Source organism: Streptomyces sp. NPDC014894, assembly GCF_043080985.1.
GTDB lineage: Bacteria > Actinomycetota > Actinomycetes > Streptomycetales > Streptomycetaceae > Streptomyces.
In genome coordinates this window covers 265,279-284,647 of the sequence record NZ_JBIBWD010000005.1, presented here as the reverse complement: position 1 = coordinate 284,647, position 19,369 = coordinate 265,279, and the positions used below count along the sequence as shown (strand labels likewise).

Annotated in this window: 15 protein-coding genes; 8 read left to right on the top strand and 7 right to left on the bottom strand. The window is 73.4% G+C overall.

The window, feature by feature from the left end:
• Window position 1: 1 nt before the first annotated feature.
• From ACF089_RS14905 to rsmH, 4 genes are all read right to left on the bottom strand, one after another.
• Entirely contained in the window at window positions 2–1,735 is a 1,734-nt protein-coding gene (locus ACF089_RS14905; RefSeq protein WP_392026130.1) for a UDP-N-acetylmuramoyl-L-alanyl-D-glutamate--2,6-diaminopimelate ligase, read from the bottom strand.
• Between the two features lie 107 nt (window positions 1,736–1,842).
• Window positions 1,843–3,801 (bottom strand): peptidoglycan D,D-transpeptidase FtsI family protein, encoded by a 1,959-nt coding sequence (locus tag ACF089_RS14900; protein ID WP_392026129.1) that lies wholly within the window; start codon window positions 3,799–3,801, stop codon window positions 1,843–1,845.
• Between the two features lie 4 nt (window positions 3,802–3,805).
• A complete protein-coding gene (locus tag ACF089_RS14895) occupies window positions 3,806–4,438 on the bottom strand; it encodes a septum formation initiator family protein (RefSeq protein WP_392026457.1) in 633 nt (210 codons plus the stop codon).
• 50 nt (window positions 4,439–4,488) lie between these two features.
• Entirely contained in the window at window positions 4,489–5,445 is a 957-nt protein-coding gene (rsmH, locus tag ACF089_RS14890) for a 16S rRNA (cytosine(1402)-N(4))-methyltransferase RsmH (protein ID WP_392026127.1), read from the bottom strand.
• Between the two features lie 332 nt (window positions 5,446–5,777).
• Here rsmH and ACF089_RS14885 point away from each other — a divergent pair, with 332 nt between their 5' ends.
• The 4 genes from ACF089_RS14885 (at window position 5,778) to ACF089_RS14870 (ending at window position 11,597) form a co-directional block, all read left to right on the top strand.
• A complete protein-coding gene (locus ACF089_RS14885; RefSeq protein ID WP_392026126.1) occupies window positions 5,778–6,329 on the top strand; it encodes a beta-class carbonic anhydrase in 552 nt (183 codons plus the stop codon).
• A 393-nt stretch (window positions 6,330–6,722) separates the two neighbouring features.
• Window positions 6,723–7,766, top strand: a complete 1,044-nt coding sequence (locus ACF089_RS14880; protein ID WP_392026124.1) for an AAA family ATPase — start codon at window positions 6,723–6,725, stop codon at window positions 7,764–7,766.
• Window positions 7,766–9,163, top strand: a complete 1,398-nt coding sequence (locus tag ACF089_RS14875; protein ID WP_392026122.1) for a DUF58 domain-containing protein — start codon at window positions 7,766–7,768, stop codon at window positions 9,161–9,163. Before ACF089_RS14880 ends, ACF089_RS14875 begins: the two co-directional genes overlap by 1 nt.
• A 16-nt stretch (window positions 9,164–9,179) precedes the next feature.
• On the top strand, window positions 9,180–11,597 hold the full coding sequence (locus ACF089_RS14870) for a DUF3488 and DUF4129 domain-containing transglutaminase family protein (protein ID WP_392026120.1): 2,418 nt from the start codon (window positions 9,180–9,182) through the stop codon (window positions 11,595–11,597).
• Between the two features lie 415 nt (window positions 11,598–12,012).
• Here ACF089_RS14870 and ACF089_RS14865 read toward each other — a convergent pair whose 3' ends face one another.
• The 3 genes from ACF089_RS14865 to ACF089_RS14855 form a co-directional block, all read right to left on the bottom strand.
• Window positions 12,013–12,420: a DUF3040 domain-containing protein gene (locus ACF089_RS14865; RefSeq protein WP_392026118.1), complete on the bottom strand. Its 408-nt coding sequence runs from the start codon at window positions 12,418–12,420 to the stop codon at window positions 12,013–12,015.
• Between the two features lie 249 nt (window positions 12,421–12,669).
• A complete protein-coding gene (locus ACF089_RS14860; RefSeq protein WP_392026116.1) occupies window positions 12,670–13,452 on the bottom strand; it encodes a methyltransferase in 783 nt (260 codons plus the stop codon).
• Window positions 13,453–13,723: 271 nt separating this feature from the next.
• Window positions 13,724–14,293 (bottom strand): SAV_6107 family HEPN domain-containing protein, encoded by a 570-nt coding sequence (locus ACF089_RS14855; RefSeq protein WP_392026115.1) that lies wholly within the window; start codon window positions 14,291–14,293, stop codon window positions 13,724–13,726.
• Between the two features lie 157 nt (window positions 14,294–14,450).
• On the opposite strand from ACF089_RS14855, the gene ACF089_RS14850 reads away from it, so the two are divergent.
• From ACF089_RS14850 to ACF089_RS14835, 4 genes are all read left to right on the top strand, one after another.
• Window positions 14,451–15,500 carry an ATP-binding cassette domain-containing protein gene (locus tag ACF089_RS14850; protein ID WP_392026114.1) on the top strand — a complete coding sequence of 350 codons (1,050 nt, stop codon included), beginning with the start codon at window positions 14,451–14,453 and terminating at the stop codon, window positions 15,498–15,500.
• The gene (locus ACF089_RS14845) at window positions 15,472–17,559 is read left to right on the top strand and encodes a YhgE/Pip family protein (RefSeq protein WP_392026112.1); all 2,088 of its coding nucleotides are present in this window, start codon (window positions 15,472–15,474) and stop codon (window positions 17,557–17,559) included. The genes ACF089_RS14850 and ACF089_RS14845 overlap by 29 nt, the downstream gene beginning before the upstream one ends.
• 62 nt (window positions 17,560–17,621) lie before the next feature.
• Window positions 17,622–18,239 carry a TetR/AcrR family transcriptional regulator gene (locus ACF089_RS14840; RefSeq protein WP_392026110.1) on the top strand — a complete coding sequence of 206 codons (618 nt, stop codon included), beginning with the start codon at window positions 17,622–17,624 and terminating at the stop codon, window positions 18,237–18,239.
• Between the two features lie 458 nt (window positions 18,240–18,697).
• A complete protein-coding gene (locus ACF089_RS14835) occupies window positions 18,698–19,333 on the top strand; it encodes a DUF4126 domain-containing protein (protein ID WP_392026108.1) in 636 nt (211 codons plus the stop codon).
• Window positions 19,334–19,369 lie beyond the last annotated feature (36 nt).

Genomic DNA, 19,369 nt, shown 5'->3' with positions numbered 1-19,369 from the left:
GTCATCCCTGGGTTTTCGGGTGAAGGGAGGCGCGGATGGCTTCGCGCAGCACCTGGCGGTCGTCGAACGGGCGGACGACTCCGGCGATGTCCTGGCCCTGCTCGTGGCCCTTTCCGGCGATGAGCACGGTGTCGCCGGGCCGGGCGCGGGCGACGGCGGTGGCGACGGCGGCGGCCCGGTCGGCCTCGACCAGGACGTCGCCGCGCTCGTGGATCGGCACCTCGGCGGCGCCGGCGAGCATGGCGGCGAGGATGGCGAGCGGGTCCTCGGAGCGGGGGTTGTCGGAGGTCAGTACGGCGGTGTCGGCGAGCCGGGCGGCGGCGGCGCCCATCGGGCCGCGCTTGGTGGTGTCGCGGTCGCCGCCGCAGCCGAGGACGATGTGGACGCTGCCCTCGGTGACCTTGCGCAGGGAGCGCAGCACCGATTCGACGGCGTCGGTCTTGTGGGCGTAGTCGACCACGGCGAGATAGGGCTGGCCCTCGTCGATCCGCTCCAGCCGGCCCGGGACGCCGGGGACGGCGGCGATGCCGTCGGCGGCGGTCTTCGGGTCGATTCCGGCGACGGCCAGGGCGACGACGGCGGCCAGGGTGTTGGCGACGTTGAAGGGCCCGGGGAGCGGGGCCCGGGCGGGGATCCGCTCGCCGCCGGGGCCGACGACGGTGAAGACGGATCCCTGGGAGCCGACCTCGACGTCCTCGGCGCGCCAGTCGGCGTCCGGGTGGCCCTCGGTGGAGAAGGTGGTGATGGGCACGGACGCCTCGCGGGCGAGCCTGCGGCCGTACTCGTCGTCGAAATTGACCACCCCGCGCCGGCTGCGGGCCGGGGTGAAGAGCTGGGCCTTGGCCTGGAAGTAGTCCTCCATGCCGGAGTGGAACTCCATGTGCTCCGGGCTGAGGTTGTTGAAGACGGCGACGTCGAAGACGCAGCCGTCGACCCGGCCGAGCACGAGGGCGTGGCTGGAGACCTCCATGCCGACGGCCTCGACGCCGCGTTCGCCCATCACGGCGAAGAGGGCCTGAAGGTCGGTGGCCTCGGGGGTGGTGCGCTCGGACTTGATGCGCTCGTCGCCGATCCGCGTCTCGACCGTGCCGATCAGGCCGGTGGTGCGGCCGGCCGCCCGCAGGCCGCCCTCCATGAGGTAGACCGTGGTGGTCTTGCCGGAGGTGCCGGTGATGCCGATCTGGAGCAGCCGCTCGCCGGGGTGTCCGTAGATCTCGGCGGCGAGTTCGCCCATGCGGCCTCTCGGGTCCTCGGTGACCAGGACGGGCAGTCCGGTCGCGGCGGCGCGCTCGGCGCCCGCGGGGTCGGTGAGGACGGCGGCGGCCCCGAGGTCCGCGGCCTGGGCCACGAAGTCGGCGCCGTGGAGCCGGGCGCCGGGGAGGGCCGCGTACACATCGCCGGGGCGCACGGCGCGGGAGTCATGGGTGATGCCCGTGACCGCCGTGTCCGCCGCCGCGGGGTTCTTCACCCCCAGCCGGGCGGCCAGATCCCCCAGGGGGGTCGGGTGGGGCCTCTCCGGACGGGGCGCTCCGGGCTGCCGCGCGGGGGCGTCCTGCTGGGCGGTTCGGTACTGATCAGCGTGTGGCACGGCGGTGAGCGTACCGGGCCCACCCGGCCCGGAGCCAAAAGAGGGGGTGGCGTCCGGGGCGGGTTCCGACGGCTGAGCGGGAGGTCGGCGGGAGGGTGAGGCCCGGGTGGGGCCGTGGTTCCCGGAATCGGGGGTGATCGTTGTCACTGGTGGTTCCTCGGGTCGTTCTCAGACGGGCGGTGCTCCGGCCGGGGTCGCGCGCCCGCCGGTCCCCGCCGGGCGGGCCGTCCGGCGGGGAGGGGGCTCGCGGGAGGTCATGAGCCGGGCTTGAAGGTGACGGGGAGCCTGGCCGGGTCGTTGCCGGTCGGCGGGACCTGGAGGGCCTTCAGGGCGAACTGCATGACCTGCTGGTAGACGGGGCCGCAGATCTGGCCGCCGAAATAGCTGCCTTTGGTCGGGTTCTGGATCGCGCAGTAGACGGCGATCCGGGGCTCGTCGGAGGGGGCGAATCCGGCGAAGGAGGCGGTGTAGCCGCGGTAGCGGCCGAGTTCCGGGTCGACCCGGTTGGCCGTGCCGGTCTTGCCCGCGACCCGGTAGCCGGGGATCCGCGCCTTGGTGCCGGTGCCCTCCTCGCTGCCGACGACCGACTCCAGCATGGTGGAGAGGGTCTTGGCGGTCTCCTCGCTGACCACCCGGGTCTTCTTGGGCTCGGGGGCGGCGGCGAACTTCCCGTCGGGCCCCTTGGTGCCCCGGACCAGGGTCGGCTCGATGCGTACGCCGCCGTTGGCGATGGTCTGGTAGACGGAGGCGGCCTGCATGGCGTTGATGGACAGGCCCTGGCCGAAGGGGATCGTGTACTGCTGCGAGGTGGACCATTTGGCGGGCGGGGCGAGGATCCCGGGCGTCTCCCCGGGATAGCCGAGCCCGCTGGGGCTGCCGATGCCGAACTTCCGCAGATAGGAGTGGAGCACCTTGTTCGCCTCCGGCTGGGTCCTGCCCAGCTGTCCGGTGGCGAGGATGGTGCCGATGTTGCTGGACTTGGCGAGGACGCCGTTGAGCGTCAGGTACCAGGTCGGGTGGTCGATGTCGTCCTTGAAGAGCCGGTCGCCGCGGTGCAGCCGGTTGGGGACGACGACATGGGTGCCCGGGTTGGCGGCCTTCTCCTCCAGCACGGCGGCCATCGACATCACCTTGGCGGTGGAGCCCGGCTCGAACGCGTCCTGGAGGGCCGCGTTGCCCATGGCGGTCGCGTCGGCGCGGGAGATGTCGTTGGGGTCGAAGCCGGGGGCGTTGGCCATGGCGAGCACCTCGCCGGTGCGGGTGTCCTGGACTATCACGTAGCCGCGGTCGGCCTTGGACTTGCCGACCTGCTCGCTGATGGCGCGCTGGGCGGCCCACTGGATGTCGCGGTCGATGGTCAGCTCGACGTCGGAGCCGGGCACGGCCGGGGTCTCCCGGGTGCCGTCGGCGGTGGGGACGCGGCGGCCGCCGGACTGGGCGTAGGTGATCTCGCCGTCCTTGCCCGCGAGCGTCTTGTCGAGCATGGACTCGACACCGCCGCCGCCCCGGCCCTCGGCGTTGACGTAGCCCAGTATCCCGGCCGCGAGATCCGCGTTCGGGTAGACGCGCTTGCTGCTGGACTCCTGGAGGACGCCGGCGAGGACGTTGGCGCCGGGGCCGCCCTTGGCCCGGTCGGTCCTGGCCTTCTCGGCGAAGACGCCCTTGAGGTCCTTGATCTGCTTCCAGACCTGCGGGGTCTGGCGGCGGGCGAGGACGGTGTAGCGGGAGTTCGGGGTCCTCAGCTGCTCGGCGATGCCGTCGGCGTCCTTGCCGAGGATCGGCGCGAGGAGGGCGGCCGCCTGTTCGGGCGCGTTCGGGGACTTGCTCTCGTCCGGGGTGAACAGCTTGGGGTCGGCGGTGATGTCGTACGCGTCGACGCTGGTGGCCAGCGCGGTCCCGGCGCGGTCGGTGATCTCGCCCCGCTCGGCGGCCAGCACCACGCTCATGTAGCGGTGCTTCTGCGCCTTGGCGGCGTAGGCGTCGGCGTCGACGGCCTGCACCTGGAGCAGGCGTACGACGAAGGCCAGCATCACCAGGGTCAGGCCGAGGCTGACCAGGCGCAGCCGGGGGCGGGGGCTGCCGAGCCGCAGCGGCTGGGGTTTGGCGCCCCGGGCCGCGGGGCGGGCCGGGGGGCGGCGGGCGGGGCCCGGTACCCGGCCCCGGGGCGGGGCGGACCGTCCCGAGGGCCGCGCGGATCGTTCCTTGGGTGGCACAGGGTCACCTGCCGGTGGGCGTCGGGGACTGGTCGGGCGCGGGGACGGATCCGGGCACGCCGGTTCCCGGTACGCCGGAGCCGGTGGTCGTGGAGCCGGTGGTCGTGGAGCCGGTCGTACCGGTGCCGGTGGTGGTCGAGGAGGCGGCGGCGCCGGGGGCGGCCGTGCCGGTGCCGGTGGTCGCGGAACCCAGCGTTCCGGCGTCGGCCGCGCCGGTCGTCGCCGCTGTTCCCGCTGCTCCCGCTGCTCCTGTCGCTGCGGCGTTCGGCGTCGGGAGGCCGGCGGAGGCGGCGGACTGGGGGGCCACGGCCGCCGAGGGCGTCGCGGAGGCCTCGCCGGGCTCTCCGCGTACGGTGCCGTCCGGTTCGATGAAGACGGGGCTGCCGCCCGGGACCATCCCCAGCTCACGGGCGCGCCGCTCCAGCGCGTCGGGGGCCAGCCGGCTGTCGACGTCCCGCTGGAGCGCCTGCTGCTCGTCCGTCAGCTCGGTGGTCTCGCGCTTCAGCTCGCTCAGCTCGAAGGAGCCCTCGTTGAGCGAGGAGTTCAGCAGCAGCAGGGTGATCAGCCCGCCGCCGAGCAGGACCACGACCAGCAGGACGAAGGGGGTGCGGGCGGCCGAGCTCGGGCCCGCCGGCATCAGCCGGGCGAGTCGGGCGGCACGTCCCTTGAGCTGCTTGGCCGCGGGTGTCACCGCACGTCCTCCCGGATGCGCTGTGCTCCCCTCAGGCGGGCTGGGGCGGCACGGCGGTTCTGGGCGACCTCTTCCTCGGTCGGGAGTTCGGCGCCCCTGGTCAGCAGTTTCAGCCGCGGCTGGTACTCCTCCGGAACGACCGGGAGCCCGGGCGGGGCGGTGACGGCCGCGCCCGCCGCGAAGACCTGCTTGACCAGCCGGTCCTCCAGCGACTGATACGACAGCACGGCGATCCGGCCGTCGAGCGCGAGCGCGCCCACCGCCGCCGGGATCGCCTTCTCCAGCACGCTCAGCTCGCCGTTGACCTCGATGCGCAGCGCCTGGAAGGTGCGCTTGGCGGGGTTGCCGCCGGTGCGCTTGGCGGCCTGGGGCAGCGCGTCGCGGATCAGCTCGACCAGCCGGGCGCTGTTGGTGAAGGGCTCCTTCTCCCGTTCGCGCACCACGGCGGAGACGATCCGCTTGGCCTGCTTCTCCTCGCCGTACATCCGCAGGATCCGCACCAGCTCGCCCGGCGGGTAGGTGTTGAGCACCTCCGCCGCGCCGATGCCCGAGCTCTGGTCCATCCGCATGTCGAGGGGGGCGTCCTGGGCGTACGCGAATCCGCGGTCGGCCTCGTCCAGCTGCATCGAGGAGACGCCGAGGTCGAACAGAACGCCCTGGACGCGCGGAACGCCGAGCCGGGCGAGGACCTCGGGCAGTTCGTCGTAGACCGCGTGGACCAGGGTGGCCCGGTCGCCGAAGGGGGCGAGCCGTTCGGCGGAGAGCCGCAGGGCCTCCTTGTCGCGGTCCAGGGCGATCAGCCGGGCGTCGGGGAACCGCGTGAGCAGGGCCTCGCTGTGTCCGCCGAGTCCGAGGGTGCAGTCGACGACGACCGATCCGGGGGATTCCAGCGCAGGGGCCAAGAGGTCCAGGCACCGCTGGAGCATCACCGGGACGTGTCGGGTATTGCTCAAAGGGCCCTCTCAGGTCCGGCGCGCGGGCCCGGCCGACGGAAGCGGGACCGTGCCGTGCGTACGCCGCACACGCGGTGCGTACCGCCGCACACGCGGGGAAATCTTGGAAACGTGCAGGATGATTCAGCGAACTGCGCGTCACTTTAGTCCACCGGCCTTTCCGGTCAATCAACCGGCCGACGGCGTGGCGGGGCGGCCGGGAGAGCGCGCACTTCACTCGAACGGACGTCATGGCAACACCCTTGTGGGTTACCTCACAACAAGCCGAGTTGATGTTCTTTGTGCCCTCTCACAGCAGGCCCGCCGGGGCCGGGCGCATTAACGTCGTCACCATGACGACTTCCGCGCAACACTCCGCCGACGCTGCGCGTACGGACGGAACGGTCACCGATCGTCTCGTTGAGGCGAATCAGCGTTACGCCGAGGGGTTCAAGGACCCGGGCATGGACGCCCGCCCCGTGCTGCGGGTGGCCGTGGTCGCCTGCATGGACGCGCGCCTCGACCTCCACGACGCGCTCGGCCTGGAACTGGGCGACTGCCACACCATCCGCAACGCCGGAGGCGTGGTCACGGACGATGTGATCCGCTCGCTCACCATCAGCCAGCGGGCGCTCGGCACCCGCAGCGTGATCCTCATCCACCACACCGGCTGCGGCCTGGAGTCGCTGACCGAGGACTTCCGCCATGAGCTGGAGGACGAGGTGGGACAGCGTCCGCCGTGGGCGGTGGAGGCGTTCCGCGACGTCGACCAGGACGTACGGCAGTCCATGCAGCGGGTGCGCACCTCGCCGTTCCTGCTCAGCACCGACGATGTGCGCGGCTTCGTCTTCGATGTGAAGCGGGGAGCGCTGCGGGAGATCGACCCCGCGGGGCCCGTCGCCTGATCACGGCGACCGTCGCCCGGGTCGGGGCGTCTTGAGGGTCTGTACGTCTTGGGCCCGGACGTCCTGAGGGTCCGGGCGTCTTGGGCCCGGACGTCCTGAGGGCCCTGACGTCTTGGGCCCGGACCACGCCCGCCCAGCGCCCGACCAGCGAGATCCGATGGGGCGAATCTCCTGGTGTTCGATCGGAGTGACTGATCGAACACCGGGAGAAAGCACCACCAGCCCGGCATATCCCACCCACTTATCCACAGGCGAGTGACACGGCACGGTAACGCCAACAAGAATGCGAGGACACGGCGCCGTTCCGGAACTTCCCGGGGTCGGTGTGCGTGATTCGGGGTGGGCCGAGCCGTTCGGAGACTCGGCCCGTGGGAACGGGCCGAGGAGGGCCGGGTGACGACCTATGACGATCGAGCGAGCCTCACAGATCTGACCACCACTGCGGATCGTGTTCGCAGATCGGTGGAGAGCGTGATCGAGGGCAAGCCGGAGGTCGTACGGCTTTCGCTGACCGTGCTCCTCGCCGAGGGACATCTGCTCATCGAGGATGTCCCCGGCGTGGGAAAGACCATGCTGGCCAAGGCGCTGGCGCGATCCATCGACTGCTCGGTGCGGCGCATCCAGTTCACACCGGATCTGCTGCCGTCCGACATCACCGGTGTGTCGATCTTCGATCAGCAGCGGCGCGAGTTCGAGTTCAAACCGGGCGCGATCTTCGCCCAGATCGTGATCGGCGACGAGATCAACCGCGCCTCGCCCAAGACCCAGTCGGCGCTGCTGGAGTCGATGGAGGAGCGCCAGGTCACCATCGACGGCCACACCTATGAGCTGCCCAGCCCCTTCATGGTGGTGGCGACGCAGAACCCGGTGGAGATGGAGGGCACCTATCCGCTGCCGGAGGCGCAGCGCGACCGCTTCATGGCCCGGGTCTCCATCGGCTATCCGAGCGCTGAGGCCGAGCTGCAGATGCTCGATGTGCACGGCGGGGTCTCCCCGCTCGACGACCTCGAACCGGTGGCGCACGCCGATGACATGGTCAAGCTGATCGACGCGGTGCGCGATGTCCATGTCGCCGAGCCCGTGCGGCGGTACGCGGTGCAGCTGGTGGCCGCGACCCGTACCCACCCCGATCTGAGGCTGGGCGCGTCTCCCCGGGCCACGCTGCATCTGCTGCGCGCCGCGAAGGCGACCGCCGCGCTGGCCGGGCGGGACTACGCGCTGCCGGACGATGTGCAGTCGCTGGTCGTGCAGGTGCTGGCGCACCGGCTGCTGCCCACGGCGCAGGCCCAGCTGAACCGGCGCACGGCCGAGCAGGTGGTGACGGAGATCCTGCGGAGCACCCCGGTGCCGACGGCCGAGGGATCCCAGTCGCCCTACGGGGCGGGGGCCCCGCCCCAGCCGCCCTACAGCCCGCAGCCCGGCGCACGGCGGCTGTGATGTCCGCCGGCGATCCGGCCGCGGGGGACGGCCGGGAGGGCGGGGACCGGGGCGGGGACCGGGGCGCGGATCGGGGCGCCGACCGGGGCGGGCTGCGGGCGGCCCTCGGCGGGCTGACCACTCGGGGCCGCTCCTTCCTCGCCGCCGGGGTGGCTGCCGCGGTGTGCGCCTATGTGCTGGGGCAGAGCGATCTGCTGAGGGTGGGGCTGCTGCTCTCGATGCTCCCCCTGATCAGCGTCGCCCTGCTGTACCGCACCCGTTACCGGGTCGCGGGCAGCAGACGGCTCGCCCCCGTGCGGGTCCCGGCCGGGTCCGAGGCGCGGGTGCACCTGCGGATGGACAATGTCTCGCGGCTGCCCACCGGTCTGCTGATGCTCCAGGACCATGTCCCCTATGTGCTGGGGCCCCGGCCCCGGTTCGTGCTCGACCGGATGGAGCCGGGCGGGCGGCGCGAGGTCTCCTACCGGGTCCGCTCCGATCTGCGCGGAAGCTATCCGCTCGGGCCGCTCCAGCTGCGGCTGACCGATCCGTTCGGCATGTGCGAGCTGACCCGCTCGTTCAGCGCGTTCGACACCCTCACCGTGATACCGCGGACCGAGTCGCTGCCGCCCGTCCGGCTGACCGGCGACGCCTCGGGGTACGGGGAGGGCCGCCGCCGCTCGCTGGCGCTGGCCGGGGACGACGACGTGATCCCGCGCGCCTATCGCTACGGCGACGATCTGCGCCGGGTGCACTGGCGCTCCACCGCGCGCTACGGCGAGCTGATGGTGCGGCGCGAGGAGCAGCCGCAGCGGGCCCGGTGCACCGTGCTCCTCGACACCCGGGCCATCGCCTATCACGGCGTGGGCCCCGACTCGGCCTTCGAGTGGGCGGTCTCCGGGGCCGCTTCCTCGCTGATCCACATACTGGAGCGGGGCTTCGCGGTCCGGCTCCTCACCGACACCGGCGACTGTGTGCCCGGCGCGGGCGGCGACGGATTCGCCGCGACGCCCCAGGACTCCGCGGACTCCGCCGGGCTGATGATGGACACCCTCGCGGTGGTCGACCACTCCGAGGGCGACGGGCTCGCGCGCGCCCACGATCTGCTGCGCGGCGGGGACGAGGGGCTGCTGATCGCCTTCTTCGGCGATCTGGACGAGAAGCAGGCGGAGCTGGTCGCGCGGATGCGGCGGCGCAGCGGCGCGGCGGTCGCCTTCGTGATGGACAGTGAGGCCTGGGCGAGCGGCGGGGCGTCGGCCGGGCCGGTCGAGGAGCGGCTGAGACTGCTGCGCGAGGCGGGCTGGACGGCGCTGGCCGTACCGCCGGGGGCGTCGCTGTCCGCGCTGTGGCGGCTGGCCGACACGGCGCGCGGCGAGCCCTCGGGCGACGGCCCCGGCGGCTACGGGGGATGGTCATGAACGGTGGGGATGGGTCATGAGCGGTCGTGGGCGGCTTGCCCTGTGCGCGTACGCGGCCACGATGATGGCGGCCTGCGCGATGCTGCCGCTGCTCAGCGGTGTCGGGTGGCTGGTGCAGGCGGCGTTCCTGCTGGCGGTCCAGAGCGGCGCGGGCGCGCTGGCGCGGCGGGTCCCGCTGGCCGGGGCGCTGACGGTGCTGGTGCAGGCCGTGGTCGGCCTGGCCCTGCTGACCTGGGTCTTCGCCCGGGATTACGCGGTGCTGGGGCTGATTCCGGGACCGGAGACCTTCCAGCGGTTCGCCGAGCTGTTCGCCGCGGGCGGCGAGGACATCGGGCGGTACGCCATACCGGCCCCGGCGTCGGACGGGATCTCGCTGATGGTGATCAGCGGGGTGCTGGTGATCGGGCTCTCGGTGGACGCGATCGCGGTGACCTTCCGCAGCGCGGCCCCGGCCGGTCTGCCGCTGCTCGCGCTGTACTCGGTGGCCGCCGGGCTGGCGGGCGGAGAGGCGAACTGGCTCTGGTTCCTCCTCGCCGCCTGCGGTTTTCTGCTGCTTCTGCTGGCGGAGGGCCGGGACCGGGTCTCCCGCTGGGGCAGGGTCTTCGGCTCTCCCTCCGCCCAGGCGCGCGGCGCGAAGGCGCTGGAGCCGGGCGGCGGTCTTCCGCTCGCCCCGCTCCGTCTGGGGCGGCGCATCGGCGTTCTGGCGCTGGGGGTGGCGCTCGCGGTGCCCGCCGCGCTGCCGGCGCTGGACGGCGGTCTGCTGGAGGAGGTGGGCGCGGGCGGAGGCTCCGGCGCGGGCGGCGGGGGCACGATCTCCGCGGTGAATCCGCTGGTCTCCCTCCAGGACAGCCTGAAGCAGCCCGACAATCGGGAAGTCCTGCGCTATCGCACCGACGCGAAGGAGACCGACGATCTCTATCTGCGGATCGTCGCGCTGGACGAGTTCGACGGGACGACCTGGAAGTCGTCCGGCCGCGAGATCACGGAGGTGCCGGACCGGCTCCCCCAGCCGCCGGGGCTGAGCCCCTCGGTGGCCACCACGACGGTCCGGACGAACATCACGGCCGCCGACTACTACCGGCAGAGCTGGCTGCCGCTGCCGTATCCGGCGACGCAGGTGCGGATCGGCGGGCGCTGGCAGTTCGAGCCGGCCGGGCGGACCCTGGTCGGCGATCGGGGCGAGGACACCCGGGGCGCTCAGTACACCGTCTCCTCGCTGGCGGTGAATCCGACGCCGAAGCAGCTGGCGGAGGCGCCGCCCGCCGCCGCGGAGGTGATGCGCGAGTACACCCGGGTGCCGGACCGCCTCCCCGACGTGGTGCGTCGGACGGCCGAGGAGGTCACCAGGGGCGCGAAGAACGACCATGAGCGCGCGGTGATGCTCCAGAGGTGGTTCACCGAGGACGGGAACTTCGTCTACGACACCGATGTGGACTCCGGTACGGGGATCAACGCGATCACCCGGTTCCTCCGGCAGAAGCAGGGCTTCTGCATCCACTTCTCGTTCTCGATGGCGGCGATGGCCCGGACGCTGGGGATACCGGCGCGGGTGGCGATCGGCTTCACACCGGGCACCGAGCGATCCGACGGCAGTATGTCGGTGAGCACGAAGGACGCGCACGCCTGGCCGGAGCTGTACTTCGAGGGCGTGGGGTGGACCCGTTTCGAGCCGACCCCGAGCCGGGGCACCGCTCCGGACCACACGCTGGAGGACATCGCGCCCGGCGGGCCGAGCAGCCCGGCGGAGCCCACCCCGGCGGACTCGGACGAGCCCTCGGCGGCACCCAGGCCGTCGGATACGTGCCCGGCGGAGCTGCGGCGGCTGGGTGAGTGCGGTGCGGCGGCCCCCGAGGAGGTCATCACGACCACCGGCTCGGGCGGCTCGGCGGGGACGGTGACGCTGATCGCGCTGGCAGGGGCGGCCGCGGTGCTGGTGCCGCTGCTGCCGCTGCTCTGGCGGCGGCGGGCCACCGCCCGCAGGCTGGGCTCCCGGGGCCGTGGCCCGGAGGATGTTCGGGCACGGGTGCCCGCTATCTGGCGGGAGGTGCAGGACACGGCCTGGGACCACGGCATCCCGCCGGACGCCTCGCTGACGCCGCGCGGCACCGCCGACCGGATCGTCCGGCTGGGCGACCTGGAGGGGGCGGCGGCGGACTCGGTGCACCGGCTCGCCGGAGCGGTGGAGCAGGTGCTCTACGCGCCGCGGGTCGACCCGGTCGCGGGCCTCGCCGACGACGCCCGGCGGGTCCGGAGCGGTCTGCGGGCCGGCGCGAGCCGCGGCGCCCGGCTGCGGGCGCTGCTGCTGCCGCGTTCGGCCGTCCGGGTGGTCTGGGCGGGATCGGCCCGTTGGGCGTCCCTCACGGAACGCTGGAGCCGCGTCGGCCGGGACCGATGGGACGCGCTGCTGCGCCGCCCGTCCCGCCGGCAGGGCTGACCGGGACCGGCCCCCGACAGCGCGGGCGGCACGGGCAGTGACAGGGGGACAGTGGGGCCGGTGCTTGAGGCGTCGGCCCCGCTGCCGGGTCCGGGGACTGCCGGGTCCGGGGCTGCTGCCGGGGGCGGGGCTGCCGTGTACGGGCCGCGGGGGCGGGGCTGGGGGGCGGCGCGCGGCGCGGGTCCGGTGACGGCCGGACCGGGGCCGCGCGGGCGGCGGGCGGGCACTCCGGTCGGGAGCGTCGCGCCGGTGATGGTGCGGCGGCGGCAAAGGGCCGGGGCAGCCGGAGGGGACTCGCTGAGCCATTCCGGGGCGGCCCCGGGGCCGCCGCGCGGGAAAGCGCGGCCGGAGGACATGAACGCGGCCCGGACCGTCGGGGTGACCCGGGGTGCCGGGCCGGTGAGACCGCGGTGTTTCAGTGGCCCTGTTCGTCGCGGCGGCGCTGCCACCGCTGCTCGATCCGGGTCATCATCGACCTGCGCTGACGGGACTGACGGGGCTGTTGACGAGCGGCGCCCGCCGTGTCCCCCAGGGTCTGCTGCTCACCCGGCTTGGGCGCCTTGCGCCATCCGGTGACCGCGAGGACCGCACAGCCCAGCATGACGAGAAACCCCACCACGCTGATCCAGATCATCTGCGCGACCATTCCGGCCATGAGGAGCGCGATACCCACCAGGAAGCCTGCAACCGCCTGGTAGACCCGTCGCCGGGTGTACGTACGCAGCCCGCTTCCCTCAAGCGCTGTCGCGAATTTGGGATCTTCGGCGTACAGCGCTCGCTCCATCTGCTCGAGCATTCGCTGCTCGTGCTCCGAGAGCGGCACGGAGTCCTCCTAGTCGTCGGCCGCGGGGGCGACCGTATGCGGCCCTTTCAGGATAGGCAGGGAATCGCCCCCGTGAAACCCGCCCTCTACGCCACTTCGACAGTTCGGGCCGCCACGGCGGCTTTGGCTGCTGAGGCGTAGATTCCCCAACCTCCGATCCGTCATGCCGGATGGTGTCCCTCGATCATACGGGGCGATGGACACGATCGGGGGGTCTGTGGCGTACTCCATCTGCGGCTGCGCCGCTGATCAGCCCCGCTTCTCGCCCAGTACGTGCAGCTGGGTGGCGACCGAGTGGAAGGCGGGCAGCTCGGCCGCGGCGGCCTCCAGCTTGAGCAGCGCGTCCAGCGCGCCCGGCTCGGTGTCCACCAGAGCGCCGGGGACCAGATCGGCGAAGACCCGCACGCCGTGCACGGCGCCGACCTCGGCCCCGGCCTGTCCGACGAGTTCCGCGAGCTGGTCGGCGGTGAAGCGCCGCGGCATCGGGTCCGCGTCGCCCCAGCGTCCGGCGGGGTCCGTCAGCGCCTGCCGGGCCTCGGCGAAGTGCCCGGCGAGCGCGCGGGCGAGGACGGCGCCGCCGAGCCCGGCGGCGAGCAGGCTCAGGGCGCCGTGCGGCCGGAGCGCGGCCACGGCATTGCGCACGCCTTCGGCGGGGTCGTCGACGAACTCCAGGACGCCGTGGCAGAGCACCACGTCGTGGCCGCCGCGCTCGACGACGTCGAAGAGGCCGTGGACATCGCCCTGGACTCCCCGGACACGGTCGGCGACCGACTCCTCGGCGGCCCTGCGCTCCAGCGCGAAGAGCGCGTTGGGGCTGGGGTCGACGACGGTGACGCGGTGACCGAGCTGGGCCACGGGCACCGCGAAGGACCCGCTGCCGCCGCCGGTGTCGAGGACGTCCAGGGTCTCCCTCCCGGTGGCCGCGACCCTGCGGTCGAGGGCGTCCTTCAGGACCTCCCAGACCACGGAGGTGCGCAGGGAGGCGCGGGGCGGGCGCGGCGGGTTTGCCCCGCGGGGGGACGGGTCCGGCACGGCAGTTGACTCCTCGGGCGGTGGCGCCCCGGGCCGCGCGGACGCGGACGGGGCGGGCGGCGAGCGACGGCCGGGGGCGGTGGGCCGCCGGTCGAAGGGCTCTCGCGGTGGACGGTGGGCTCTCGTCGGAAGCCTCTCGCGAGGGAGGCTCTCCTGGTGGCGGAGGACATCGCCCAGCTTATTGCCTCTGTCGCGGGAGCCGCCGCCGCGTCCCACTCCGCGGCGGCGACGGCCCCCGGCCGCTCCCCCGCGGCGCGGACGCGCCCCGCGTTCATCCGCTCTCCCCGCCGTCCGGCGCCGGGGACCGGGGCCGGGGCGGCTCGGGGCGGAGCACCAGCATCCGCTCCACCAGCCGGAGGAACATCGCCGCGTCCCGCAGCAGATCGTCGGCGTCGCGGCTGCTGGCCGCGTCGCGTATACCGGCCTCGGCGCGGGCCCTGCGCGGGGCGCCGGAGGCGAAATGGGCGCTCCACTCCGCCAGTTCGGGAGCGGATTCGGGCAGCAGCTCCCAGGCGCTGCGGATGCCCGCCCGGCGGCCGCGCCGCACCGGGGCCGCGCCGCGGGCGGCCGGCTGCGGGCCGTCGGGATACCCCCGGGCGGCGAGGACGGCGGCGGCGGTGCGCAGGGCGGCCAGATGCGCGAGGGCGTACCGCTCGTTGGGGGTGGCGAGGGCGGCGGCCTCTTCGAGGCAGGCGCGGGCACGGGCGAGCAGATCGAGGGCGGCCGGCGGTGCGGTGGCACGCCGCTGGACGGGGTGCACATCGCTCGCGGGCCCGGTCGGCGAGGGGGCAGGGCCGGTGGCACGGCGCCGGTGCGCGGCTGCCGTGTGGTGGCTGGCCATGACGAGCCTCCTGTCGTCGTGTGACGGCGCTGTGGCCGTATGTGTCCATCGTGAAGCCCGCCACTGACAATCGGCCCTGACCTGCGCTTTTGCCTCAACTGTCGATCCGGCGATAACTTTTGCACTGACCGGTCAGTACAAAAAAGGGGGAGGGTACGTGGACAGCCCGCACGGGGCGGCCGTCTTCGCCGAGGGGTTCGGCCTCAAGGGACCGCGCGGCTGGGCGTTCCGCTCGGTCGGCGTCGACGCCGGACCCGGCTCGCTCATCGCGATCGAGGGCCCCTCCGGTTCCGGCCGGACCGCTCTGCTGCTCGCGCTCACCGGCCGGATGCGGCCCGCCGAGGGGCGGGCCGAGGTCGGCGGGCTGGCCCTGCCGCGCAAGATGGCCTCGGTCCGCCGGATCAGCGCGCTCGGCCCCGTGCCGTCCGTGAGCGAACTCGACCCGGCCCTGACCGTCGACGAGCATCTGCGCGAGCGCGCCCTGCTCCAGCGGCGGTTCGACGGCTCGCTGCGCGCCCTGCTGCGGCCGCGCGCCGAGCGCATAGCGGAGGGCCGGGCCAGGATCTCGGAGGCGCTGGCCGCCGCCGGGCTCGACCCGGACGCGCTCGCCGGGCGGGGACGTACGCCCGTACGCGATCTGGAGCGTCTGGAGGCGCTGCGGCTCTCCGTCGCGCTGGCGCTCATCGGCCGGCCCCGGCTGCTCGCCGTGGACGACGCCGATCTGAAGCTCTCCGACGCCGACCGGGTCCACGCCTGGCGGCTGCTGCGCTCGATCGCGGAGGCGGGCACGACCGTGCTGACGGTGTGCAGCCAGGCCCCCGAGGGGGCCGTGGTGGTCCGCGCGGGCTGCCCCGACGCCCTCGACACGGCCCCCGCGGACCCGGCACACGTTCCGGCGCACGACCCGCAGGACGACCCGGCGTACGACCCGCGGGACGACCCGGCGCAGGACCCGGCACAAGACGCGGCGTACGACCCGATCGACAGCCCGGCCCACGACCGGGCGGGCAGCCCGGCGTACGAAGCGACCGAAGGCCCGGCGTACCACCAGGCGCACGACCAGGCACACGACCCGGCGTACCGACCGACAGGCGGCCCGGCGCACAGCCCGGCCGGCGAGGACCAGCACACCCACGCCCGCGTGAACGGCGGCGTGCACCACGGGGAGGGGACGGCCGATGCGTTCGCCGAGACTGGCCGCGCTTGAGCTGAAGCGATTCGGCAGGGGCAGGCTGCCCCGGGCCGCTGTGGTCGCCGTCGTGCTGCTGCCGCTGCTGTACGGCGCGCTGTACCTGTGGTCCTTCTGGGATCCCTACGGGCAGCTCGACCGCATCCCGGTCGCCCTGGTCAACGACGACAAGGGATCCACCGCCGACGGCGAGAAGATCGAGGCCGGTGACGAGATCGCCGGGAACCTCCGCGACAGCGAGGTCTTCGACTGGCACGAGGTGAGCGAGAAGCAGGCCCGCGAGGGCGTCGAGGACGGCACCTACTACCTCTCGCTGAGCATGCCCGAGGACTTCAGCGAGCGCATCGCGTCCGGCTCCGGCGACACGCCGGAGACCGGGGCGCTCCAGGTCCGCACCAACGACGCCAACAACTACATCGTCGGACAGGTCTCCCGCACGGTCTTCGCCGAGGTGCGGACGGCCGCGTCGACCAAGGCGTCCCGTTCGTTCCTGGACCGCATCTTCATCTCCTTCTCGGACATCCACGGCGCGACCGAGGACGCGGCGAAGGGGGCCGACGATCTGACGGGCGGGATCGGGGAGGCGAAGGAGAACTCCAAGAAGCTCGCCGACGGCCTGAAGAACGCCAAGGACAACACCGGGAAGCTGGCGGGCGGGCTGATCGAGCTGAACAAGGGCGCGGGCGAGCTTTCCACCGGCGCCAAGCAGCTCGCGAACGGCACCCGGGCGCTGACCGAGCGGGTCGGCGGACTCGCGGACGGCATCCGTCCGTATGTCCGGAACGACGGAACCTCCATCGCCGACTCGGCCCGGCTGGTCGGCGGCGCGGCCCGGACGATCCGCGACGGACTCGACGAGCTGAAGGATTCCGCCCCCGCCGCCGCGACCCGCGCCCAGAAGGCGTCCGACGAGCTGGCGGCCGTCCACCGCGAGCAGTGCGTGGACGCGGCCGAGCCCGATCCCGCCGTCTGCCCGGCCCTGGAGCGCGCCACGGGCCCGGCCGCCGAGACCGCCGCGGCGGCGGCCGGCGTCAGCGCCCTGGTCAAGGAGAACCAGGGCGATCTGACGAAGCTCGACACCCGTGTCGCGGATCTGGAGAAGAAGGCCACGGCCCTCGCCGAGCGCGCGCCGGGCCTGGAGAAGGATCTGAACACCGCCCTGGAGAAGGTCGGCACGCTCAACACGGGCGCGCAGAGCGTCTCCCGGGGTCTGGCCGAGCTGCACACCGGTCTGACCGGCGCGCAGTCGGGCTCCAGCGAGATCGACAGCGGCGTCGGCAAGCTCAAGCAGGGCGCCGGGGCCCTGGACGGCGGTCTCTTCAAGCTCGCCGACGGCTCCGCCGATCTGGCCGGCGGACTGCACGACGGCGTGGCGAAGATCCCCGACTACGACGAGAAGGACCGCGACCGGCGTACGGAGGTGATGGCCGACCCCGTACAGCTGGCGAACCAGACCCTGAACCAGGCGCCCAACTACGGCACCGGATTCGCCCCGTACTTCATCCCGCTCTCCCTCTGGGTCGGCGCGATGGTCGCGTACATGATCATCCAGCCGATGAACCGGCGGGCGCTCGCGGCCGGCGGCTCCGCCTGGCGGATCGCGCTGGCGGGCTGGCTGCCGGTGGTGGCCATCGGGCTGGTGCAGGTCGGCGCGCTGATGGCGGTGCTGCACTGGTCGCTGGGGCTCCGGATGGCGCACGCGGCCGGGACGGTCGCCTTCCTCGCGCTCGTCGTCTGCTGCTTCTCCTCGATCGTGCAGTGGCTGAACGCCCGCTTCGGCGCGGCCGGGCGGATCCTCGTCCTCGCGGCGCTGATGCTCCAGCTGACCTCGGCGGGCGGCACCTATCCCGTCCAGACCAGCCCGGCGTTCTTCAACGCGATCCATCCGTTCCTGCCGATGAGTTACGTGGTGGAGGCGCTGCGCAGGCTGATCACGGGCGGCGGTCTGGAACCGGTGTGGCAGGCGAGCGCGGTGCTGCTCGCCTTCACGGCGGGCGCGCTGGCGCTCACCGCGCTCACCGCCCGGCGCAAGCAGGTGTGGACGCTCGACCGGCTCCATCCCGAGCTGAGCCTGTGAGGACGCCGTGCGACGGTGGGACCGAGCCCGTGAACCCTCCGGCACCTGTGAGAATCGGCGCCATGGACGCGACCGACAGCAGCAGCACCAGACGCCGGGCCACCCGGGCGAAGCTCTACGAGGCCGCGGTGACCCTCATCGCCGAGCAGGGTTTCTCCGCGACCACGGTGGACGAGATCGCCGAGCGCGCGGGAGTCGCCAAGGGCACGGTCTACTACAACTTCAAGAGCAAGACCGAACTGTTCGAGGAACTGCTGCGGTACGGCGTCGGTCTGCTGACCGCGTCCCTGCAGTCCGCCGCGGACGAGACCGCGGCGCGCGGCGGCACCAAGGTCGAGGCGCTGGACGAGATGATCCGGGCCGGGCTGTCCTTCATCGACCGCTATCCGGCCTTCACCCAGCTGTTCGTCGCCGAGCTGTGGCGGACCAACCGGGCCTGGCAGTCGACCCTGCTGGTGGTGCGTCAGCAGGCGGTCGCGGTGGTGGAGACGGTGCTGCGGGAGGCCGTCGAGAACGGCGAGCTGAGCGAGGAGATCGACATTCCGCTCACCGCGGCGGCGCTGGTCGGGATGGTGCTGGTGGCGGCCCTGGACTGGCAGTCCTTCCAGCGGGAGCGCTCGCTGGACGATGTGCACTCGGCGCTGTCGCGGCTGCTGCACGGACGGGTGAGCGGACGCTGACCCCGGGCTGAGGCCCATGCCCCGGGCCGTTCCCGCACGTCCGGCCGGACGTGCGGGGCCCGGGCGGCACAAAAAGACGCCGGTCCGGCGGGACTCCCCCGAGTCTCCCGCCGGACCGGCGTACCGTGTCCCCCCGTTTCCCCCGTTCTCCTCCCCCGTGCTTTCCCCCGCTTTCCCCCGTGGTCCCGCGTTTCCCCCGTGGTCCCCCGTGGTCCCGGAGACCTCCCGTGCGGGAGGCGCCCCGTCCTGCTTCCCCCTCGCCTTCGGGGGAGCCGCGCCGTTCCGCCGCCCCGTGTCGGCGGTGTCGGCGCCGCGTCCCCCTCGGCGAGCTCCACTCTTCCGTTCGGGCCGGTCCCCGCCCATCCGCGCGCGTACTCATCTCGGCCACTAGGTATCCGTACTCAGCCATGGGCGCTGCGGCCCATCCCCCGGGCCGCCGACTGGTTACGATCGCCCCCGTGTCCGTACTCCCCCTTGTCTTCACCAGCGGCTGGGCCAGCGGAATCAACGCCTACGCGGCGGTTCTGCTGCTGGGGCTCCTCGGGGCGGCCGGAGTCACCGACGAGGTGCCCGAGGCGCTCCAGCGCACGGACGTCCTGGTCGCCGCCGGGGTGCTCTTCCTCTGCGAGGCGGTGGCGGACAAGATCCCGTACGTGGACTCGGTGTGGGACTCGGTCCACACCGTGATCCGGCCGGTGGCGGGCGCGGTCGTGGCCGCGCTGCTGGCCGGTGAGAGCGGTTCGCTGCCGGAGATCACCGCCGGGGCGGTGGGCGGTACGACCGCCCTGATGAGCCATCTCGTCAAGGCCGGCACCAGGATGGCGGTCAACACCTCGCCGGAGCCGTTCAGCAACGCCGCCGTGAGCACGGCGGAGGACGTGGGCGCCACCGGGATCCTCGCCTTCGCCCTCTTCCATCCGCTCGCGGCGGCGATCATCGCCGCGACGCTGCTGGCGCTGGGAATCGTCGCCCTGTTCCTCCTGGCTTCCCGGATCCGGCGGTTCCGCCGACGGCGGGCGCAGCGCCGGGAGGAACGGCGGCTGGCGGAGACGGTCCGCCCCCCGTCCCGGCCGCCGACCCGGCCGCCGGAATGAGCCGGTTCGTCCACCCGGACCGGCGGCCGGACGAGG

Coding starts and splice junctions, on each gene's coding strand:
- ACF089_RS14875 (WP_392026122.1), top strand. CDS start 7,766: ATGTCCGCCGGCGATCCGGCCGCGGGGGACGGCCGGGAGGGCGGGGAC.
- ACF089_RS14845 (WP_392026112.1), top strand. CDS start 15,472: ATGCGTTCGCCGAGACTGGCCGCGCTTGAGCTGAAGCGATTCGGCAGG.
- ACF089_RS14895 (WP_392026457.1), bottom strand. CDS start 4,438: ATGCCGGCGGGCCCGAGCTCGGCCGCCCGCACCCCCTTCGTCCTGCTG.
- ACF089_RS14870 (WP_392026120.1), top strand. CDS start 9,180: ATGAGCGGTCGTGGGCGGCTTGCCCTGTGCGCGTACGCGGCCACGATG.
- ACF089_RS14885 (WP_392026126.1), top strand. CDS start 5,778: ATGACGACTTCCGCGCAACACTCCGCCGACGCTGCGCGTACGGACGGA.
- ACF089_RS14855 (WP_392026115.1), bottom strand. CDS start 14,293: ATGGCCAGCCACCACACGGCAGCCGCGCACCGGCGCCGTGCCACCGGC.
- ACF089_RS14840 (WP_392026110.1), top strand. CDS start 17,622: ATGGACGCGACCGACAGCAGCAGCACCAGACGCCGGGCCACCCGGGCG.